This window comes from Kribbella italica (genome assembly GCF_014205135.1).
GTDB classification, from domain to species: domain Bacteria; phylum Actinomycetota; class Actinomycetes; order Propionibacteriales; family Kribbellaceae; genus Kribbella; species Kribbella italica.
On record NZ_JACHMY010000001.1, the window covers coordinates 7494226 to 7513360 of the forward strand.

Consider the following 19135-nt stretch of genomic DNA (forward strand, 5'->3'; position numbering starts at 1 on the left):
GGCAACAATCTGCCCGGGGCCCCGAAAATCAGCTGCGGGTGAAGCGCAGCGTCAGGATCTCGAACGGGCGCAGCGCGATCGCCACGCCGCCGCCGGCCAGCTCGCGGTCGGCCAGCGGCCGCTCGAGCAGGTCGACCTCGGTGACCGAGCCGGCCGCGAAGCCCGGCGTCACGGTCGCCCGCGCCTTGCCACCGCTCGACTCGTACAGCCGGACGACGACGTCGCCGGACCGGTCGTCGGCCAGCTTGACCGCCTCGACGATCACGTTGCCGTTGCTCACCTCGACCAGCGGCGCGGCACCCTCGGCACCGGTGACGACGCGCTCCGGCAGGTTGATCCGGTAGCCCTCCTCGATCGCCTCGGGGATCCCGGCACCGACGACCAGCGCGTGGTTGACCACGTGCAGGCCCTGGTCGGTCTTCGGGTCCGGGAAGCGCGGCGCGCGGATCAGCGACGTCCGGATGGTGGTCGTGGTGCCACCGTCCTCGCGCGAGGTCCGGTTGACGTCGTGCCCGTACGTCGAGTCGTTGACCACGGCAACGCCGTAGCCCGGCTCGCCGACGTGCACCCAGCGGTGCGCCGCGATCTCGAACTTCGCCGCGTCCCACGAGGTGTTGGTGTGGGTCGGCCGGAAGATGTGCCCGAACTGGGTCTCCGAGGCCGACCGGTCGGCGTGCACGTCGACCGGGTACGCCGCCTTGAGGAACTTCTCCGACTCGTGCCAGTCCATCGCGGTCTCGATGTCGACCCGCCGGGTGCCCGGCCGCAGCCGCAGCGTCTGGGTGACCGTGGACCGGTTGAAGGAGCGCTTCACCACCACGGTCGCGACGCCGTCGACGGAGCTGAAGTCGACCGAGTCGACCTCGGTGACGTCGCGGACGTTGTTCTTGTAGAACGAGTCGACGTCCCAGGCGTCCCAGTGGTTCGGGGTGTCGACGTGCAGCTGCAGCAGGTTCGCCGCGGTGCCCGGGGCAACGACCTCGCGCTCGGCGGCCACGTCGTACAGGGAGGTGATCAGGCCGCGCTCGTCGACGGTGACCCGGATCAGGCCGTTGTCCAGAACGTTGCCGTCGATCGTCGCGGCCTGGCCCTCACCGGCCGCGATGCCGGCGCCGAGACCGGCGACGCCACCACGGGTGTGCGGCGCGGCGTTGAACACGATCTGCGCGTCACCGGAACCGGCCAGCGCCTGCTGGGCCTTGCCGATGATCGCCTCGAGCTCCTCGGCCAGCCGCGCGTACGTCGCCTCGGCCTCGCGGTGCACCCAGGAGATCGACGAGCCGGGCAGGATGTCGTGGAACTGGTTCAGCAGCACGGCCTTCCAGATCCGGTCCAGGTCCTCGTACGGGTAGGCGTTCAGCTTGCCCGCGACCACGGCGGCGGCCGACCACAGCTCGGCCTCGCGGAGCAGGTGCTCGCTGCGCCGGTTGCCCTGCTTGGTCTTGGCCTGCGAGGTGTACGTCGCCCGGTGGATCTCCAGGTAGAGCTCGCCGGACCAGACCGGCGCGTGCTCGGCGTACTCCTCCTCGGCGGCGCTGAAGAAGTCCGTCGGCGACTCGATCGTCACCCGCGGCGAGGACTCCAGGTTGGCCACCCGGCGGGCGGTCGCGACGAACTCCCGGGTGGGGCCGCCACCGCCGTCGCCGTACCCGAACGGCACCAGCGAGCGGGTCGCGGCGCCGTTCTCCTGGAAGTTGCGCTGGGCGTGCGCCAGCTCACGACCCGAGAGGTCGGAGTTGTAGGTGTCGATCGGCGGGAAGTGCGTGAAGATCCGGGTGCCGTCGAGACCTTCCCAGTTGAAGGTGTGGTGCGGGAAGCGGTTCTCCTTGTTCCAGGAGATCTTCTGGGTCAGGAACCACTTCGAGCCGGACAGCTTGACCAGCTGCGGCAGCGCGGCGGTGTAGCCGAACGAGTCCGGCAGCCAGACCTCCTGGGTGTCGATCCCGTACTCGTCCAGGAAGAAGCGCTTGCCGTGCACGAACTGCCGGGCCAGCGCCTCGCCACCGGGCAGGTTGGTGTCGGACTCGACCCACATCCCGCCCACCGGGACGATGGTGCCGTCGGCAACGGCCTTCTTCAGCCGCTCCCAGACCTCGGGGTAGTTGTCCTTCACCCAGGCGTGCTGCTGGGCCTGCGAGAACGCGAAGACGAGCTCCGGGTACTCCTCGGCCAGCGTGGCGACGTTGGAGACGGTCCGGGCGACCTTGCGGCGGGTCTCGCGCAGCGGCCAGAGCCAGGCCGAGTCGATGTGCGCGTGGCCGACCGCGGAGAGCTGGTGCGCGCTGGCGTGCGCCGGACGGCTCAGTACGTCGGTGAGCTGCGCGCGGGCCTCGGTGGCGGTCCCGGCGACGTCCTCGTAGTCCAGGGCGTCCAGGGCCCGGCTGAGCGCCCGCAGGATCTCCCGGCGGCGCGGCTCCTGCGGGGACAGCTCCTTCTGCAGGCCGTCCAGCGACTCCAGATCGAGGATCAGGTTCCAGACCTCGGCGTTGAACACGGCCAGGTCGGCGCGGGTCAGCTGGTAGATCGGGGTCTCACCACGCTTGGCGCCGATGTCGACCTTGGCGTAGGCGTTGTCGAGCGGGATCTCCGGGTTGGCGGCGCCCTCGACGTAGAACTCGATCCGGTCGCCCGGCGAGGCCGCCGTACCGTCCGGTCCGAGGATCGACAGCGGCGCGTAGGTCTGCCGCGGGTGCAGACCCTTCAGCGGTACGCCGGAGGTGGTGTGCACCAGGCCCTCGGCGGAGAAGCCCGGGCCGCCGCTGAAGCCGAGGTCGATCACGGCCTCGACCTCGGAGCCGGCCCACTCGGCCGGCACCTGGCCGCTGAACTTGAACCACGCGGTGCCCCAGGCGGGACCCCAGGGCAGGCCGATCTCGGCCGGCTCGAAGGCCTGGCTCAGCGCCTCGGCGGGGGAGACGGGCTCACCAGGCGCGTGCCAAACCTCGATGGCCAGGGGAACGGACGCGCCGTAGACCGCGGGGCGGATCCGCTCCCGCAGGGCGCGCTTGAGCCGCTCCTCGATCAGTTGTCGGTCGTCGTGCACGAAATCATCCTCCGCTGACGGGGTTCCGCGGCCATCCAGGCCGACTGTGTTGACAACGCTGTCACATGAAGGCGGGGCCCGTCCAGACCGGACCGCGATGGCGTCTGCGCCTCCGGCCCTCTAGGTTGTCCCTCATGGATCGTCCCCGCCTGCTGACCCGCCGCCACGCGTTGGGACTGGGGGCCGCGGCCTCCGGGGCCCTGTTCCTCCCGGGCTGTTCGCGTGGCCGCTCCGACGAAGCGGCGCCCGACGGCCCCGCCAAGATCGCCACCGGCAACGCGGGCGGTGTGTACGACATCTACGGCGGCGGCCTGGCCAAGCTGGCCAGCGAGCAGACCGGGGTGTCGATGACGCCGGTCCGCACCGAGGGCTCGGTCCAGAACCTGAAGATGCTGGCCGCCGGGAGCGCCGACATCGCCTTCAGCCTGTCCGACTCGGCGCTCGACGCCTGGGACGGCGCGCCGGGCACGGCGTTCGCCACCGGCGCGCTGCGGTTCACCGCGCTGGCCCGGGCCTACGACAACTACCTGCACGTGGTGGTGCCCACGTCGTCGGAGATCTTCGAGCTGAAGCAGCTGGCCGGCCGGAACGTCAACCTGGGGCCGCCGAGCTCCGGCACCCGCGTGGTCGCCAACCGCATCCTGCAGACCGCCGGGATCAAGGTGAACGCGAAGTCGCTCGGACTGGAAGCCGCCGTGAAGGCCCTGGAGGTCGGGATCGAGAAGCCGCGCGAAGGCATCGCGGCCCTGATCTGGAGCGGCGGGCTGCCCACCGCACCGTTCCTGGAGTTCCAGTCGACGGTCGGCTTCCGCCTGGTCGACATCGGTGGGGTCGCCCAGGAGCTCGCGAGCCGGCGTTTCGGTGGCTACGTGCTGTCGTCGATCCCGCCGTCGGTCTACAAACTGTCCAACGCGGTGCCCACGCTGGCGATCCCGAACTACCTGCTGGCCCGGCGCGGCCTGTCCGACCCGTGGGCGTGGTGGACGGTGAACACGATGTTCCGCCGGCAGGCCGAGCTGAGCGTCATCCACCCCGAGGCCGGATCCCTGGACAGCCGGTCCGCGATCGCGACGATGCCGATCCCGCTGCACCCGGCCGCCGAGCGCTGGTACAAGGAGAACCACGTCTGATCCCCGGACGTACGCCGAAGGGGTGGTGCGAGGCCGACGGGCCTTCACCACCCCTTCTGGCGTCTGTCAGTCCTCGTAGTCCTCGAGCAGCGGGACCCTGACCTCGATCACCAGGCCGCCGCCGATCGGCGGGCGGGCGACCACGCGGCCACCGACCCGGGCGGCCTCCGAGCGGACGATCGCCAGGCCGAGCCCGGTCCCGGGCATCTCCCGGTGGTGGGCGCTGCGCCAGAACCGCTCGCCGACCTTCTTCAGGTCGCGCGAACCGAGTCCGAGCCCGTGGTCGCGGACCGACATCACGACCTCGGTGCCGTCCCGCGTCACCGAGACCTCGACCGGCGGCGCGCCGTACTTGCTGGCGTTGTCGAGCAGTACGTCGAGGATGTCGTCGACCTCGAGCTCGGCGGCGACACCGCCCGGCACCATCTCGCCGATGATCAGCTCCAGGTCGTCCGCGGCGTACACGGCCTTCCAGCCGACCAGCCGCTCCTTGACGGCCTGCGCCAGGTCCAGCGGGGCCTCGCTGCCCTCAATGTCTCCGGGGCGGTCGGAGCCCGCCAGGCGGGACAGCCGCTGCACGATCCGGCCCAGCCGGTCGATGTCGCTGAGCGCGAACCGCGCGGTCGGCGACAGCCGGGACAGACCCTCGATGTGGATCCGGGCCGACGTCAACGGCGTCCGGAGCTGGTGCGACGCGTCGGCGACGAACTCGCGCTCGCGCTGCCGCGCCTGGTGCAGGCTCAGCGCCATCGAGTTGAAGCTGTCGCCGAGCCGGCGCAGCTCGGGCGCTCGGCCGTCGGTCGACACCCGGGTGTCGAGCGCGCCGCGGGTGACCTGGTGGGTCGCGTTGTCGAGGTCGTTCAGCGGCCGGAGCACCCAGCGGGTGACCGGGCGAACGATGCCGATGACAACAGCTCCGACCGCCATCAGCAGACCGCCGAGCAGCAGGAGCAGGCCGTTCTGTACGTCGTGCCGGCCGTTCTCGGTCGGGACCCGCAGCACCGAGGCGCCGAGAACCCGGCCGTTGTTGACCACCGGGCGGGAGACGACCATCTCGCCGGACTGCCACGGCCACAGCGCCTTCGGCTCGGCCGGCAGCCGGCCGGCCAGCGTGCTGGCCAGGACCAGATCGATGTCCGGGTCCTTCACGTCGACACCGGACCGTGAGGTGGCGACCACCCGGCGGTCCACGTCGACGACGAACACCGGCGTGTTGTAGAGCTCGTGGTACCGCACCGCCAGCTCGCGCAGCGTGGCGATGTCACCCGACTGCAGCGGCGACTCGGCCATCGTGGCGAACCAGTCGGCGTCGTTGCTGCGGGACAGGAACAGGTTGCGGGTGGTGTTGGTCGCGATGAAGTTGGCCAGCGGAACGGCCGCGACGATGGCCAGGATGGCGACCAGGGGGACGAGGGACTGCAGCAGGCGACGACGCAACGGTCAGTCCGAACCGAGGCGGTAGCCGACGCCGCGGATGGTCTGCACCAGCTCCGGGCGGCCGAGCTTGGCCCGCAGGCTGGCGACGTGGACGTCCATCGTCCGCGACGACGCCTCGAAGACGGACTGCCAGGCGTACAGCGCGACCTGCTCACGCGGCACCACCCGGCCGTGGTGCGCGGCCAGCACAGCTAGCACGTCGAACTCCTTGCGGGTCAGGCTGATGGGTTTGTCGGCGACCTGGACGGTGCGGGCCTCGATGTCCACGGTCAGGTCGCCCACGGTCACCCGGGGACGGGGTTGGAGCAGCCCGGTCCGCCGCAGTACGGCGTCGATGCGGGCCAGCAGCTCGGAGATCGCGAACGGCTTCACCACGTAGTCGTCGGCGCCGCTGCGCAGACCCCGGACGCGGTCGGCGGCCTCACCGCGCGCGGTGACCGCGATCACCGGGACGTCGGACACCGTACGGATCTGCCGGCACACGTTGATGCCGTCGCCGTCGGGCAGTCCGAGGTCGAGCAGCACCAGGTCGCCGGGGTCCGCCGCGAGCGCGTCCGCCGCCGTCCGGACGTGCGTCACCATCAGCCCGTACCGGCGCAGCGCAGGTATCAGAGCATTGGCGATATCGAGATCGTCTTCGACCAACAAAATCCTGACGGCGCCGCTCATGCCGTGATCGTAGGGCAGGAGACGCTCACATGTGTCAGATCTTGGTAAAGACGTAGTCACGTGACTCCGCGCCGTGGTCGGTAACACTAGTCTCCGACCACGGGAGGGAACCGGTAGATGACTGTGAGTGTTGGTTCGGGGGGCGGCACCGCCGCGCTCTCCGACACCGAACTGGCCGAGTACGAGCAGGAGAAGCCCGCTCGGCGGCTGCGGCCTGCCCTGGATCTGGTGATCTCGGTCTGGTGCGCGGTCGTCAGCGTCGGCGTACTGCTCCAGGTCTTCTTCCCGCTGTCGGCCGGCACGCAGTACTACTTAGTGATCTTTCTCGCAGCCGTCCTCCCGATCACTTTGCTGTGCTATCGGGGCTGGAAGGTGCCGGCGTTCCTGAACCCGTTCAAGGGCCGGACGCACGACGACCCCGGCGTACTGGACTGGGCGCTGGCCTTGATCTCGCTGCTGGTCTGCCTGTACCCGCTGCTCGACTTCGACGGCTTTCTGGAACGCCGTCAGGCGCCCACCTCGACCGACGTACTGATCGGCGGGTTGCTGCTGCTCCTGCTGCTCGAAGCCTGCCGCCGTACGACGGGCTGGGTGCTGCCGGTCTTCAGCCTGCTGTTCGTCGCCTACGCCTACTACGGCGGCTACCTGCCCTACACGTGGTCCCTGGCCCATCAGGGCTTCAACTTCGACGCGATCATCGCGCAGTTCACGATGGGCACGGCCGGCTTCTACGGCACGCCGCTCGGCGTCGCCGCCAGCTACATCGTGCTGTTCACGATCTACGGCGCGGTGCTCGACTACTCCGGCGCCGGCAAGTTCTTCATCGACCTGTCCTTCGCCGCGTTCAAGCGCAGCAAGGCGGCGCCCGGCCGCACCGTCACGCTGGCCGGCTTCCTGCTCGGCAGCGTCTCCGGCTCCGGTACGGCGACCGCCGTGTCGCTCGGCACCGTCTCCTGGCCGATCCTGCGCCGCGCGGGCTACCCGGCCGAACCGGCCGGCGGCATGCTCGCCGCCGCGGGCATCGGCGCGATCCTGTCCCCGCCGACGCTGGGCGCGGCCGCGTTCATCATCGCCGAGTTCCTGCAGGTCTCGTACCTGACGGTGCTCGGCTTCGCGGTGATCCCGACGATCCTGTACTACCTGGGCATCCTGCTCGCGATCGAGATCGACGCCCGCCGGCACGGCACGACGGCGGCCGAGCCCTCGACGTTGTCGGCGCGCAAGCTGCTGCTGCGGTTCAGCTACCACTTCCTCTCGCTGTTCGTGATCATCGGCTTCATGGCGGTCGACGTCCCGCCGTTCAAGGCCGTCGTGTACGCCGTACTGCTGCAGATCGCGCTGTCGTTCCTCGACCGGGAGCACCGGCTGACCCCCGGGCCGCTGTTCAAAGCGCTTGCCCAAGGCACCCGATCGGTGCTGCCGGTGGCGGCCACCTGCGCGACCGCGGGCGTGATCGTCGCGGTGACCACGCAGACCGGCCTCGGGCTGAACCTGGCCGAGATCATCGTCGAGGCCGGCCGCGGGGTCACCGACAACCCGACCGTCGTGCTGATCCTCACCGTCGCGCTGTCGGCGATCGCCGTCCTAATCCTCGGTCTGGCCGTACCGGTGACCGCGTCGTTCATCATCGCCGCGGTGATCATCGCGCCGGCCCTGGTGCAACTCGGCGTCACTCCGGCCGAGGCCTACATGTTCATCTTCTACTACGCCGTGCTGTCCGAGGTGTCGCCGCCGACCGCGCTGGCCGCTGTCGCGACGTCGGCGATCACCGGTGGCCGGACGATGGCCACGATGTGGCAGGCCTGGAAGTACACGCTGCCGGCCTTCCTGGTGCCGTTCGCCTTCGTGCTCACCGAGAACGGCGCGCACCTGCTCGGCCAGGGGTCGTTCGTCGGCATGGTGTGGACGCTGGCGGTGTCGATGCTGGCGGTCGCGGCGCTGGCCGTGGTCACCGGCGGCTGGATCCTGGTCGCCACCAGCTGGGTCGAGCGGGCGCTCTGCGTCCCGGCCGCGCTGCTGCTCCTCTACCTGGCGCCCGTAACCATCGCCGTCGGAATCGGTTTGCTACTTGTTGCCGTCGTCATCAACCTGGTCCGGCGCCAGCGCCAGGCCGGACTACCGGAAGGATCCGTCACTCCATGAGAACCCGACGCCTCCCCGCCGCCGTACTCGCGCTCGTTGCCGCCGTGTCGTTGGTGGCCTGTGGTGGGCAGCGTGAGCCCGAGGCCGGTGGGACCGGTACCGACGGCGGCCGGCTGACGATTGCCACCGGCAACACCACCGGCGTGTACTACCAGCTCGGCGGCGCGCTCGCCTCGGTGATCTCGGACAAGGTCGAGGGCTACCGGGCCACCGCCAGCGAGACCGGCGCCTCGGTGCAGAACGTGCAGGGCCTGGTGGCCGGCAACTACGACATCGCGTTCTCGCTCGGCGACACCGCCGCCGACGCGGTCAAGGGGCAGAACAGCTTCCAGCAGGTGCAGGACGTCGTCGCCCTGACCCGCCTCTACCCGAACTACACGCAGGTCGCGGTCCGGGCGTCGTCCGGGATCACGAAGTTCGCCGACCTGAAGGGCAAGCGGGTCTCCACCGGCTCGCCGAACTCGGGGACCGAGGTGATCGCCCGGCGGCTGCTCGAGGCGGCCGGGCTCGACGCGGCCCGCGACGTCACCGCGCAGCGGCTCGGTCTGCCCGAGTCCGTCGACGCGATGAAGAGCGGCTCGATCGACGCGCTGGTCTGGTCCGGCGGCATCCCGACCGGTGGCATCACCGACCTGACCACGAGCCTCGGCAAGGACGTCAAGCTGATCCCGATCACGGACCTGCTGCCGGCGCTGAACACGAAGTACGGCACGATCTATGCCGAGGGCACCATTCCCGCGGCGGCGTACAAGCAGCCGGGCGACGTGAAGACGATCATCGTTCCGAACGTGCTGCTGGTCCGCAAGAACATGCCGGACGAGCTGGCCGAGAAGCTGACCAAGGTGATCTTCGACAACAAGGACGCCCTGGTCCAGGTGAACGCGGCGGCCAAGGACATCACGCTGGAGACCGCCGCCGAGACCGACCCGGTCCCGCTGCACCCCGGTGCGAAGAAGGCGCTGGACTCCCTCAAATAACTCCATAGCTCGCTCTCCTTCGCACACCAGGCGCAGCGGGGGAGAGCGTCGGTCCCATCCCTGTCCGTAGGCGCGGCGGGGACGGGCCACACCCCTTCTCCGCTTCCAGGCGCTGTGGAGAAGGGACCGCCCCCGCCACAACCAGGCGCAGTGGCAGGGGCACCGGCCGGGCCGATCCTTTGGGAGGCATCCCGAAGGGTTGGTCCGGCCACCTGCTTCTAGGTGTTGTTCTCCTCGGGGATCTTGGCGCCGCGCAGATAGTGCGACAGGGCCGAGTCGCGCTTGGGATGGGCGTGGTAGTTCGTCGGTACGACGCGCCCTTCGGCGCTGTCCCACGCGGTGTCGGCGACGCGCCACATCCGGTGCGCCATCCGCCCGGCCACCCCGGTGTGCGGCGTGAACGGGTGCGCTCTGGTCGGCGCGACCTCCTCGGCACTCAGCAGCCGCTCGGTCAGCGCACTGATGTCCTCACCGTCCATCGACTCGCTGAGCTGCCGGCTGTACTCGGTCTCCATCCGCTCGTGCTCGTCGAGCTGACGGTCGATCACCTGCCACACCTCGTCCGGCCGCAGGTGCAGCACCCGGCTGTCGCCGTACTGCCGTGCCTTCAGGAACCGCAACGACCGCTCGAGCTGCTTGGCGTTCCCGACGTACGCCGCCACCAGGTACCGCCCGTCCGGCAGCTGCCGCACCTTCGGCAGCAACACGTCCTCAGCCGCCGCCAGATGCTGCGCCGCGATCGCGTAGAACCAGTCCGTCTCATGCCGCCGATGCGGCAACCCGGCATCCGGCAGATGCGCCGGCACCGCCAGCTCGCGAATCTTCCCGTGCTCGTACCCGAGCGCCACTTCAAGAGAAGAAGCGGTCATCGAAACCACCTCCTGGGGGGTTCCCTCCAGCCTGCGCCCGATCCCCACCACAAGCAACCGTCCCAGCACGGTACGTGAGCAGCCTGTAATCCCCTGCGGCCTTCGGCGCACCCCGCTGCCCGCCTGACCGCTTCCCGCCGCCCCCAGCCACCACCGGCCAAACGCCGCCAAGACCTCGCCACCGCCGCCCTCCACGCACGGCCAGCCACCAGCCGCCACCTGTCGGCCCCACGGGCCGCCGACCACGTGCCGCCCGCCGGACCCCACGGGCCGCCGACCATCGGGTGGCCGCAAGCCACCACCGGCCACGCGCCGCCAGGTGCCCGCCGCCGCCCGCCACGCGCCGCCAGCCACATCGGCCATCGGCCGCCACCCGTCGGCCTCACGGGCCGCCAACCACCAGCAACCCCGCCCAACCCCCGGGGATCAAGTGCCCGCTACCGCCACCTGTCGCCGGCCACGTGCCGCCAGCCGCCACCTGTCGGCCCCACGGGCCGCCGACCACGTGCCGCCCGCCAAGCCACCATCGGCCGCCGCCACCAAGTGCCCGCCACCGCCACCTGCCGACCACCGGGTGCCCGCCAGCCACCACCGGCCACCCGTCATCGGATGCCCGCCACCGCCACCTGTCACCAGCTGCCACCTAGCACTGGCCACGGCCACAAGCGTCCGCTGCCACCCGTCGCCCCCACGGGCAGCCAGCTACCCGCCAAGCCACCACCGGCCACGCGCCACCAAGTGCCCGCCGCCGCCGCCCGCCACGCGCCGCCAGCCACACCGGCCACCGGCCGCCACCCGTGTCGCCCCACGGGCCACCAGCCACCACCGGCCACCGCCACAAGTGCCCGCCACCGCCACCTTGCCGGCCACGCGGCACCAGCCATCCGACACCTCGCACCCGCCCAGCGCCTGACACGCGGTCGGGGCCGGAGTGCGGTAGGGATGGTGCGAGAGCAGCCGGGCGAGCCGAGCGATGCTTCGGGACAAGGTAGAAGCGGCTGTGGGATCGGGGCAGCTGAGGGCGAGTGTGGTGTTGGACCTGAGTCGGGTGATGCGGGTGCGGCGGTGGAAAGACAACTGGGGATCACCAAGCTCGGCCGGTGACCCCCAGTGTCAGTGGTGCGGGCTCAGTTGTCGGAGCTCTTCTTCCAGAGGTTGATGCCGGCCTCTACAGCGTCGGCGTCGATGGCGTCGAGTTCTTCCTGGCTGAACTCGAGGTTCTTGACCGTCGCCAGGTTGTCCTCGAGCTGGGCGACGCTCGAGGCGCCGATCAGGGCGCTGGTGACCCGGTCGTCGCGCAGGGTCCAGGCGAGGGCGAGCTGGGCGACGGACTGGCCGCGCTGCTTGGCGATCTCGTTGAGGGCGCGGACGTGCTTGAGGGTTTCCTCGGTGAGCATGTCGGTGCTCAGGGACTTGCCCTGGGCGGCGCGGGAGTCGGCGGGGACGCCGTCGAGGTAGCGGTCGGTGAGCATGCCCTGGGCCAGCGGGGAGAACGCGATCACGCCGACGCCGAGGTCGCCGACGGCGTCGAGCAGGTCCTCCTCGATCCAGCGGTTCAGCATCGAGTACGACGGCTGGTGGATCAGCAGCGGCGTCCCGAGCTCGGCCAGGATCGCGGCCGCCTCGCGGGTCTTCTCCGCCGAGTACGACGAGATGCCGGCGTACAGCGCCTTGCCGGAGCGGACGGCGGAGTCGAGCGCGCCCATCGTCTCCTCGAGCGGGGTGTCGGGGTCGAAGCGGTGCGAGTAGAAGATGTCGACGTAGTCCAGGCCCATCCGGTCCAGCGACTGGTCGAGCGAGGCGAGCAGGTACTTGCGCGAGCCGCCGCCCTGACCGTACGGACCCGGCCACATGTCGTACCCGGCCTTGGTCGACAGGATCAGCTCGTCGCGGTACTTCGCGAAGTCCCGGGCGAAGTGCGTACCGAAGTTGGTCTCGGCCGAGCCGTAGGGCGGGCCGTAGTTGTTCGCCAGGTCGAAGTGGGTGACGCCCAGGTCGAACGCCCGGCGCAGGATGTCGCGCTGCGTCGCGAACGGCTTGTCGTCACCGAAGTTGTGCCACAGGCCCAGCGAGATGGCCGGCAGCTGCAGTCCGCTGCGTCCCGTCCGCCGATAGGCCATCTGGTCGTCGTACCGGTTCTCAGCTGCTGTGTAGTCAGTCACGAAACTCAGTCTGCACCATGTCGTGACAAGTCCGCGAACCCCTTGTATTTCAGCACAACCGGCGTCGATCAGACCCAGAGATCCACCTTCTTGATCAAGCCGTCCCATGGCTCCGGCGGGTCCGAGGCCAGAAAGCGGAGTACGCCGAGCACCCGGCTGCCGGGCGTGGCCGTCCAGTGCCGCTGGCCGGTCCGCGGCGGGCCGGTCAGGTTCGACAGTCCCCACTGCAGGTGGAACCAGAGCACCGCTGCCTCCAGTTCGCCGGTCTCGAACCGCACGTCCGCGACCTCTCGGTACGCCGGCAGCACCCGCGCGACGTCCTCCAGCCGAAGCTTGGCGAACTCCATCCCACGCGGTCCCCAGGCAGCGTCACCCCAGTCGACCAGCGCCACGAACCGCCCGGCCTCGTCGACCATCAGGTTCTGCGGGGCCAGATCGCCGTGCAGCAGAACATTCGGCGACCTCTCGTCGAACCGCCCACGCAGCCCGTCCATCCATGCACCGAGCCAGCGCCCCGTCCCGGCATCGAGATAACCACGCTCGACCAGTTCGTTGGCAGACCCACGACCGGTCCCAGAGTCTTCCGGAACGCCGCTAAGGCCGTCAGCCAGGGCACCAGTGAGCCCGCCAGCGGAGGCGTCAGCGCGCCCGCCAGTGAAGGGCTCAGCAAAGACGTCAGCGCGCCCGCCAGGGAGGGGGTCAGCGAAGGCGTCGGGGGAGCTGAAGCCTGCTGAGCCACGGCTCGCCCCGGGCCGACGGTCGAGCACGGCTCGACCGTGCTCCCTGCGGACTTGGTGGAGCAGCGCGATCTCCCGGCCGAGGTCTGCCCAAAACCCGGGGTCGAGCCGAGCCGCCGGGGCGTATGGCCGATCCACCGGAAAGCGGCCGTCGACCCGGTTGGTTGGGGTGTGCGGCTGGTCCGCCGGTTCGTGGTGGTGGACCTGGTTGGTTGGGGTGTGCGGCTGGTCCGCGAGACCGTGGTCGTGCACCCGGTCGGCCGGGGCAACCGGCCGAGCCACCAGGTGGTGGTCGTGGACCCGGTTGGTTGGGGTGTGTGGTTGGTCTGCCGGGTGGTGGTCGTGGACCCGGTCGGTCGGGGCAACTGGCCGAGCCACCAGATCGTGGTCGTGCGCCCGATTGGTTGGGGTGTGCGGTTGGTCCGCCGAATGGTGGTCGTGGACCTCGTTGGTCGGGGCATGCGGGTGGTCCGACGGACCGTGGTCGTGCACCCGGTCCCTCGGGGCGTCCGGCCGATTCACCGGATGGTGATCGTGCGCCCGGTTGGTTGGGGTCTGCGGTTGGTCAGCCGGATGGTGGTCGTGCACCCGGTCTTTTGGGGCGTCCGGCTGGTCCGCGAGATCGTGTCCTTGGACCTGGTTGGCCGGGATGTGCGGTTGGTCCGCCAGGTCGTGGCCTTGGACGCGGTCCATCAGGACGTAGGGCGTGGGGATGCTGTCGAGGGTGATGGTGCCTTGGGCCGCGATGGCTGGTGTGCGGACGCCTGCTGTGCGGGCGACGGGGATGACGGCGGCCTCCTTCTGGAGGTCGGCGATGAAAGCGGCGGATCGCGGGATTCTCAGGATCAGCGTGGAGCCGAGGCGGAACACGTGGTTGGCGACGCCGCCGGGGAGTTCGGTGACGTCGTCGGGGTCGAGGCCGTGGGCGGTGGCGATTGCTCTGGCTGCGGTCTGGATCGGAGTCATCGGTGCCAGTCTGCGGGGGAGTCCCGCGCGGGCCCACCGGTTTTCGGGCGGGATACTGGCTGGGTGCGAGTTGATCTGGATCCGGACGTGGTCGGTGGCAGGGAGTTCTACGCGGCGCTGAACTCGGTGGTGGTGCCGCGGCCGATCGCCTGGGTCTCGTCGGTCTCCGCGGACGGCGTACTGAACCTGGCGCCGCACTCGTTCTTCACCGTGTCCTGCGTCCGCCCGCCGATGGTGCAGTTCACCTCGGTCGGCCGCAAGGACAGCCTGAACAACGTCGAGGCGACCGGCGAGTTCGTGGTGAACTTCGCGACCGAGCCGCTGTTCGAGCAGGTCAATGCCACCGGCACCAACTTCCCCGCCGGGATCTCGGAGTTCGAGGCCGTCGGTCTCAGCACAGAACCGTCCACGACGATCGCGGTCCCGCGGGTTGCCGAGTCCCCGGTCGCGATCGAGTGCACCCTGCACACCACTCTCGAGCTCGGCGACTCCACGGTCGTCATCGGCCGGGTCCGCCACCTGGCGATCGCCGCCGAGGTGATGGACGGAGACCACCCCGACATCAACCGCCTCCGCCCGCTCGCGCGCCTCGGCCGGAACGAGTGGTCGACGATCGGCGAGGTCCTCGACATCACCCGCATCCGCTACGACGACTGGCCCGGGCACCGGCAGGCCGACTGACCCCCGGGCACCGGCAGGCCGACTGACCCCCGGGCACCGGCAGGCCGACTGCCCCCCGGGCACCGGCAGGCCGACTGCCCCCCGGGCACCGGCAGGCCGACTGCCCCCCGGGCACCGGCAGGCCGACTGACCCCGGCACTACCGGCAGGCCGACTGACCCTGGGCACTACCGGCAGGCCGACTGACCCTGGGCACTACCGGCAGGCCGACTGACGCGGCTGAGCTCCGCACGCTGGTCCCGCGAACCGGCGCTCCTCGCCGGGCCTCAGGGAATCCCTGATCAGTAAGGGATTTCCGGTGAGGGTCTGAAGTTTTCTCCGACGGCGACCCATCCGGGAGCGGAACGGGTCCGAAGTCCGGGCATGACTTCGCATCAGCGGATCCTTGCAGCGTTGGGTGGCTTGCTCGCCGCCGCGGCCGGTCTCGGCCTCGGTGAGCTGACCGCCGCCCTCGCCGGTGGGACGTCGCCGGTGGTCGGGGTCGGGACCCAACTGATCGACCTCGCCCCTGGTCCGGCCAAGGACTGGGCGGTGAAGAACCTCGGCACCGCCGACAAGCCGATCCTGGTGGGTGGCGTGCTGGTCGCGGTTGCGGTCTTCGCGCTGGTGGCCGGTGCGGTCGGGGTCAAGCGGCCTCGCGTCGCGCTGGGGATGACGGTTCTCCTGGGACTGTTGGCGATTCTCGCCGCGGCGACCGGGCGTTCGCTGGCGACCAACGCGGTGGTCCGGGTGCTGCCCGGTGTCATCACGTTGCTGGTGGCAACTGCCGGCATGTACTTGGTGCTCCGAGCCCGTGGCTACTCGCTGCGGCGCAAGAGCCCGACCAGCGCGCAGCCCGAGATCGAGCCCGGGACCGAGAACAAGGCCGGGACCGGAATCAAGTCCGAGGCCGGAACTGAGCTCAAGCCCGATGCTGGGACCGGGATCAATCCCGAGGCGGGAACCGAGAGCAAGCCCGAGGCCGAGGCGCCGGACGGGTTCGACCGGCGGAAGTTCCTGGTCACGACCTTCGCGCTGGGCGCTGTGGGCGCCGCGGGTGGTGTCGTCTCCCGAGTCCTTCCGGGTGGAGTCGACGAAGCGACGCGGCGTGGGATCCGCTTGCCGGTCCCCGCGAGTCGGGCGAAGGCTTTGCCGGCCGGAGTGGCCGCGGACGCGGCGGGGGTCAGCCCCTTCACCACGCCCAACAAGTCCTTCTACCGCGTGGACACGCTGCTCACCGTCCCGAAGGTCGACCCGCGGAACTGGGAGCTGCGCATCCACGGCATGGTCGACAAGGAGATCCGGCTGAACTTCGCCGATCTGCTGAACCGGAAGCTGATCGAGCGCGACATCACGCTGACCTGTGTCTCCAACGAGGTCGGTGGCCCGTACGTCGGGAACGCCCGCTGGATCGGCGTTCCGATCGCGGAGATCCTGCGCGAGGCCGGCGTCCAGGACGGTGCGGACGCGGTCAAGTCGACCAGCGTCGACGGTCTCACCATCGGCACGCCGCTGGCCGCGCTGACCGACGGCCGGGACGCGATCTTCGCGATCGGCATGAACGGTGAGCCGCTGCCCTTCGACCACGGGTTCCCGGTACGGATGGTCGTCCCGGGCCTGTACGGCTACGTGTCCGCGACCAAGTGGATCGTGGACTTCGAGGTCACCCGGTTCGACGACTTCAGCGCCTACTGGACCGACCGCGGCTGGTCGGTCGAGGCGCCGATCAAGACCTCGTCGCGGATCGACGTCCCCAAGGGCTTCGCCCGCGTCAAGCCGGGACCGGCGGTCGCCGCGGGCGTCGCGTGGGCCCAGCACCGCGGGATCGAGAAGGTCGAGGTGCAGGTCGACGACGGCCCCTGGCAGGAGGCGAAGCTCGCCGACGAGGCCGGGATCGACATCTGGCGGCAGTGGACCTTCCGCTGGGACGCCACCTCCGGCAACCACACGCTCACCGTCCGCGCGACCGACAAGACCGGACAGGTGCAGACCTCCGATCGTGCCGCTCCCCGGCCCAACGGGTCGAGCGGGCTGCACAACACGGTGGTGATGGTCGAGTAACCGATGCCCCCGGACGGCCGTACCAGCCGCCCGGAACCAGCTCAGCGGCGGTCTCGATCGCGCGAGATGTGCACGAGCTTTCAGCACCACCTCTTTCAGCACCACACCCCTCAGTACCGAAGCAGCACCATCCAAAGGAGAAGGATCGTCATGTCGAACACCCTGAAGCGCGTCACCATCTCGGCCGCCGCCGTTTCGTTGCTCTTCGCAACGGCTGCCTGTGGTGGCGGCGACGACAACGCCGACAGCGGTAGCGGCAGCAGCCCGTCGGCCAGCACCTCGTCGCCGGCCGACAGCCCGAGCGCCTCCCCGTCGGCCGACAACATGTCCGGTCTGGTCGGTCCGGGCTGTGCGGACTACGCCAAGGCCAACGCCACCGGCGCGGGCTCGATCGACGGCATGGCCGCCGCTCCGGTCGCCAGCGCTGCCGCGGGCAACCCGCTGCTGAAGACCCTGGTCGCCTCGGTGTCGGGCAAGCTGAACCCGAAGGTCAACCTGGTCTCGACGCTGAACAGCGACCAGTTCACCGTGTTCGCCCCGGTCGACTCCGCGTTCGCGAAGATCCCGGCCGCGACGATCAACACGCTGAAGACCGACAGCGCGCTGCTGACCAAGATCCTGACCTACCACGTCGTCCCGGGCCAGCTCGACGCCACCGCGGTCGTCGGCAAGCACGCGACGGCCGAGAAGCAGGAGCTGACCGTCACCGGCTCCGGCCAGAACCTGAAGGTCAACAACGCCAACGTCATCTGCGGCGGCGTGAAGACGGCCAACGCGACCGTCTACCTGATCGACACCGTCCTGATGCCTCCGATGAGCTGATCGCAACTCCCCACTGACCTGGGCGGCGTCACCTTTCATGGTGGCGCCGCCCAGTTCCATTGCCGGCGGCAATGATCGCCCGGACCGACGCGGCGACGTCCGCCTCGGTGGTCAGGTGGTTCGACACGGAGATCCGCAGGTAGCGCCGGCCGCGCCAGGTCGTACCGCCCATCCAGCAGACGCCTGATCGCTGGACCTCCTCGATCACGCGGTCGGTCTCGGCGTCCGAGCCGAACGAGACCAGGACCTGGTTGAGCACGACGGCGTTGCCGATCTCGAACCCGGCCGCCTTCAGTTGGTCGGCGAAGGAACGTGCCAGGTCGCAACAACGGTCGACGAGGTCGCGAACGCCCGCACGGCCCAACTCCTGCAGACCTGCCCAGACCGCCAGTCCGCGGGCACGACGGGACGACTCGATGGCGTAGTCGCCAGGCTCGGGCTCGCCGGAGGCGACCAGGTACGACGCGCTGTACGCCAAGGCGTTCGCGTGCGACGTGGGATGGGCGGAGAAGACGAACCCGTTGTCGTACGGGAGATTCAGCCACTTGTGGCCGTCGCAGGCCCAGGAGTCCGCGCGTTCCACGCCGCTGACCTGCTCGTGCTGCGTGGAGCTGGCCGCAGCCCACAGACCGAAGGCGCCGTCGACGTGAACCCAGCCGCCGTACTCGTGGACGAGGTCGCAGGCGGCGCCGAGTGGGTCCGTGGCGCCGGTGTTCACGTTGCCGGCTTGTAGGCAGACGATCAGTGGGCCGGTGTGACCGGTCAAGCGGGCTCGGAGGGCGTCGAGGTCGAGCGCGCCGTTGGAGTCGGAGGGCACCAGCTCGAGGGACCGGGAACCGAAGCCGAGCAGTCGCAGCGAACGGTCGATGGTGGCGTGGCGTTCTTCTCCCGCGAGCAGGCGGACCTTCGGTGCGCTACCCAGGCCGTCGGCTTCGACGTCCCAGCCGGCTTGGTGGAGAACGTGATGCCGCGCGGCGGCCAGAGCGATCGTGTTCGCAGACTGCGCGCCAGTGGCGAACCCGGCCGACGCTGTTGGAGGCAGGCCGAGCAGCTCTTTCAGCCAGTCGGCGGACGCTTGCTCGGCGGCGGCCGAGGTGGGCGAGAGCACGCTGTTCCAGGCGTTCTGGTCCCAGCCGGCGGCGAGGATCTCGGCGGCGGTCGCGGCGGGGAGTGCACCGCCGACGACGAAGCCGAAGTAGCGCGGACCCGCACTGGCGACGATTCCGGGGTCGGCGACAGCGATCAGCTCGTCGATCACGTCGGAGGCTGGTCGCCCGGCCTCGGCGAGTGGCCGGCGGAAGCCGGCGCGGACCTCCGGGTAGGACTTGGCCGCGTGGACCGGGCGTTCGGCGAGAGAGTCGCGGAAGGTGGCGGCGTGCGTGGCCGCGCGGGTGAAGAGCTGGTGCGAGAGCGACGAAGGCTGCATGGTCCGACTGTCCCATTCGGTCGAGGGGTGGAGGA

13 protein-coding genes are annotated in these 19135 nt (G+C 70.2%); 6 read left to right on the forward strand and 7 right to left on the reverse strand.

All coding sequences use genetic code 11. The annotated features are described in order from the left end of the window. Positions 1-28: 28 nt before the first annotated feature. Positions 29-3043: a glycoside hydrolase family 38 N-terminal domain-containing protein gene (locus HDA39_RS34950; RefSeq protein WP_184802556.1), complete on the reverse strand. Its 3015-nt coding sequence runs from the start codon at positions 3041-3043 to the stop codon at positions 29-31. 134 nt (positions 3044-3177) lie between these two features. Here HDA39_RS34950 and HDA39_RS34955 point away from each other — a divergent pair, with 134 nt between their 5' ends. Beyond that, entirely contained in the window at positions 3178-4173 is a 996-nt protein-coding gene (locus HDA39_RS34955) for a TAXI family TRAP transporter solute-binding subunit (RefSeq protein WP_184802558.1), read from the forward strand. Positions 4174-4239: 66 nt separating this feature from the next. Here HDA39_RS34955 and HDA39_RS34960 read toward each other — a convergent pair whose 3' ends face one another. Then, on the reverse strand, positions 4240-5610 hold the full coding sequence (locus HDA39_RS34960) for a sensor histidine kinase (protein ID WP_184802559.1): 1371 nt from the start codon (positions 5608-5610) through the stop codon (positions 4240-4242). Positions 5611-5613: 3 nt separating this feature from the next. Continuing rightward, entirely contained in the window at positions 5614-6279 is a 666-nt protein-coding gene (locus HDA39_RS34965) for a response regulator transcription factor (protein ID WP_012918592.1), read from the reverse strand. 117 nt (positions 6280-6396) lie between these two features. Between HDA39_RS34965 and HDA39_RS34970 the strand changes: the two genes are divergently transcribed. Both HDA39_RS34970 and HDA39_RS34975 read left to right on the forward strand, forming a co-directional pair. Beyond that, positions 6397-8421, forward strand: coding sequence for a TRAP transporter permease (locus tag HDA39_RS34970; RefSeq protein ID WP_184802569.1), 2025 nt, complete (start codon positions 6397-6399; stop codon positions 8419-8421). After that, complete coding sequence (locus tag HDA39_RS34975) at positions 8418-9398, forward strand: TAXI family TRAP transporter solute-binding subunit (protein ID WP_184802571.1); 981 nt, start codon at positions 8418-8420, stop codon at positions 9396-9398. The genes HDA39_RS34970 and HDA39_RS34975 overlap by 4 nt, the downstream gene beginning before the upstream one ends. A 218-nt stretch (positions 9399-9616) precedes the next feature. Here HDA39_RS34975 and HDA39_RS34980 read toward each other — a convergent pair whose 3' ends face one another. From HDA39_RS34980 to HDA39_RS34990, 3 genes are all read right to left on the reverse strand, one after another. Beyond that, complete coding sequence (locus tag HDA39_RS34980; protein WP_184802573.1) at positions 9617-10267, reverse strand: hypothetical protein; 651 nt, start codon at positions 10265-10267, stop codon at positions 9617-9619. 1127 nt (positions 10268-11394) lie between these two features. Next, positions 11395-12429: an L-glyceraldehyde 3-phosphate reductase gene (gene mgrA / locus HDA39_RS34985; protein ID WP_184802576.1), complete on the reverse strand. Its 1035-nt coding sequence runs from the start codon at positions 12427-12429 to the stop codon at positions 11395-11397. Between the two features lie 68 nt (positions 12430-12497). Further along, positions 12498-14132: a phosphotransferase gene (locus HDA39_RS34990; RefSeq protein WP_184802578.1), complete on the reverse strand. Its 1635-nt coding sequence runs from the start codon at positions 14130-14132 to the stop codon at positions 12498-12500. Between the two features lie 63 nt (positions 14133-14195). Here HDA39_RS34990 and HDA39_RS34995 point away from each other — a divergent pair, with 63 nt between their 5' ends. From HDA39_RS34995 to HDA39_RS35005, 3 genes are all read left to right on the forward strand, one after another. Then, a complete protein-coding gene (locus HDA39_RS34995) occupies positions 14196-14813 on the forward strand; it encodes a flavin reductase (RefSeq protein ID WP_184802580.1) in 618 nt (205 codons plus the stop codon). A gap of 362 nt (positions 14814-15175) precedes the next feature. Further along, positions 15176-16852 carry a molybdopterin-dependent oxidoreductase gene (locus HDA39_RS35000; RefSeq protein WP_184802582.1) on the forward strand — a complete coding sequence of 559 codons (1677 nt, stop codon included), beginning with the start codon at positions 15176-15178 and terminating at the stop codon, positions 16850-16852. A gap of 150 nt (positions 16853-17002) precedes the next feature. After that, entirely contained in the window at positions 17003-17674 is a 672-nt protein-coding gene (locus tag HDA39_RS35005; RefSeq protein WP_184802584.1) for a fasciclin domain-containing protein, read from the forward strand. 28 nt (positions 17675-17702) lie between these two features. Here HDA39_RS35005 and HDA39_RS35010 read toward each other — a convergent pair whose 3' ends face one another. Next, positions 17703-19100, reverse strand: coding sequence for a pyridoxal phosphate-dependent decarboxylase family protein (locus HDA39_RS35010; protein ID WP_184802586.1), 1398 nt, complete (start codon positions 19098-19100; stop codon positions 17703-17705). Positions 19101-19135 lie beyond the last annotated feature (35 nt).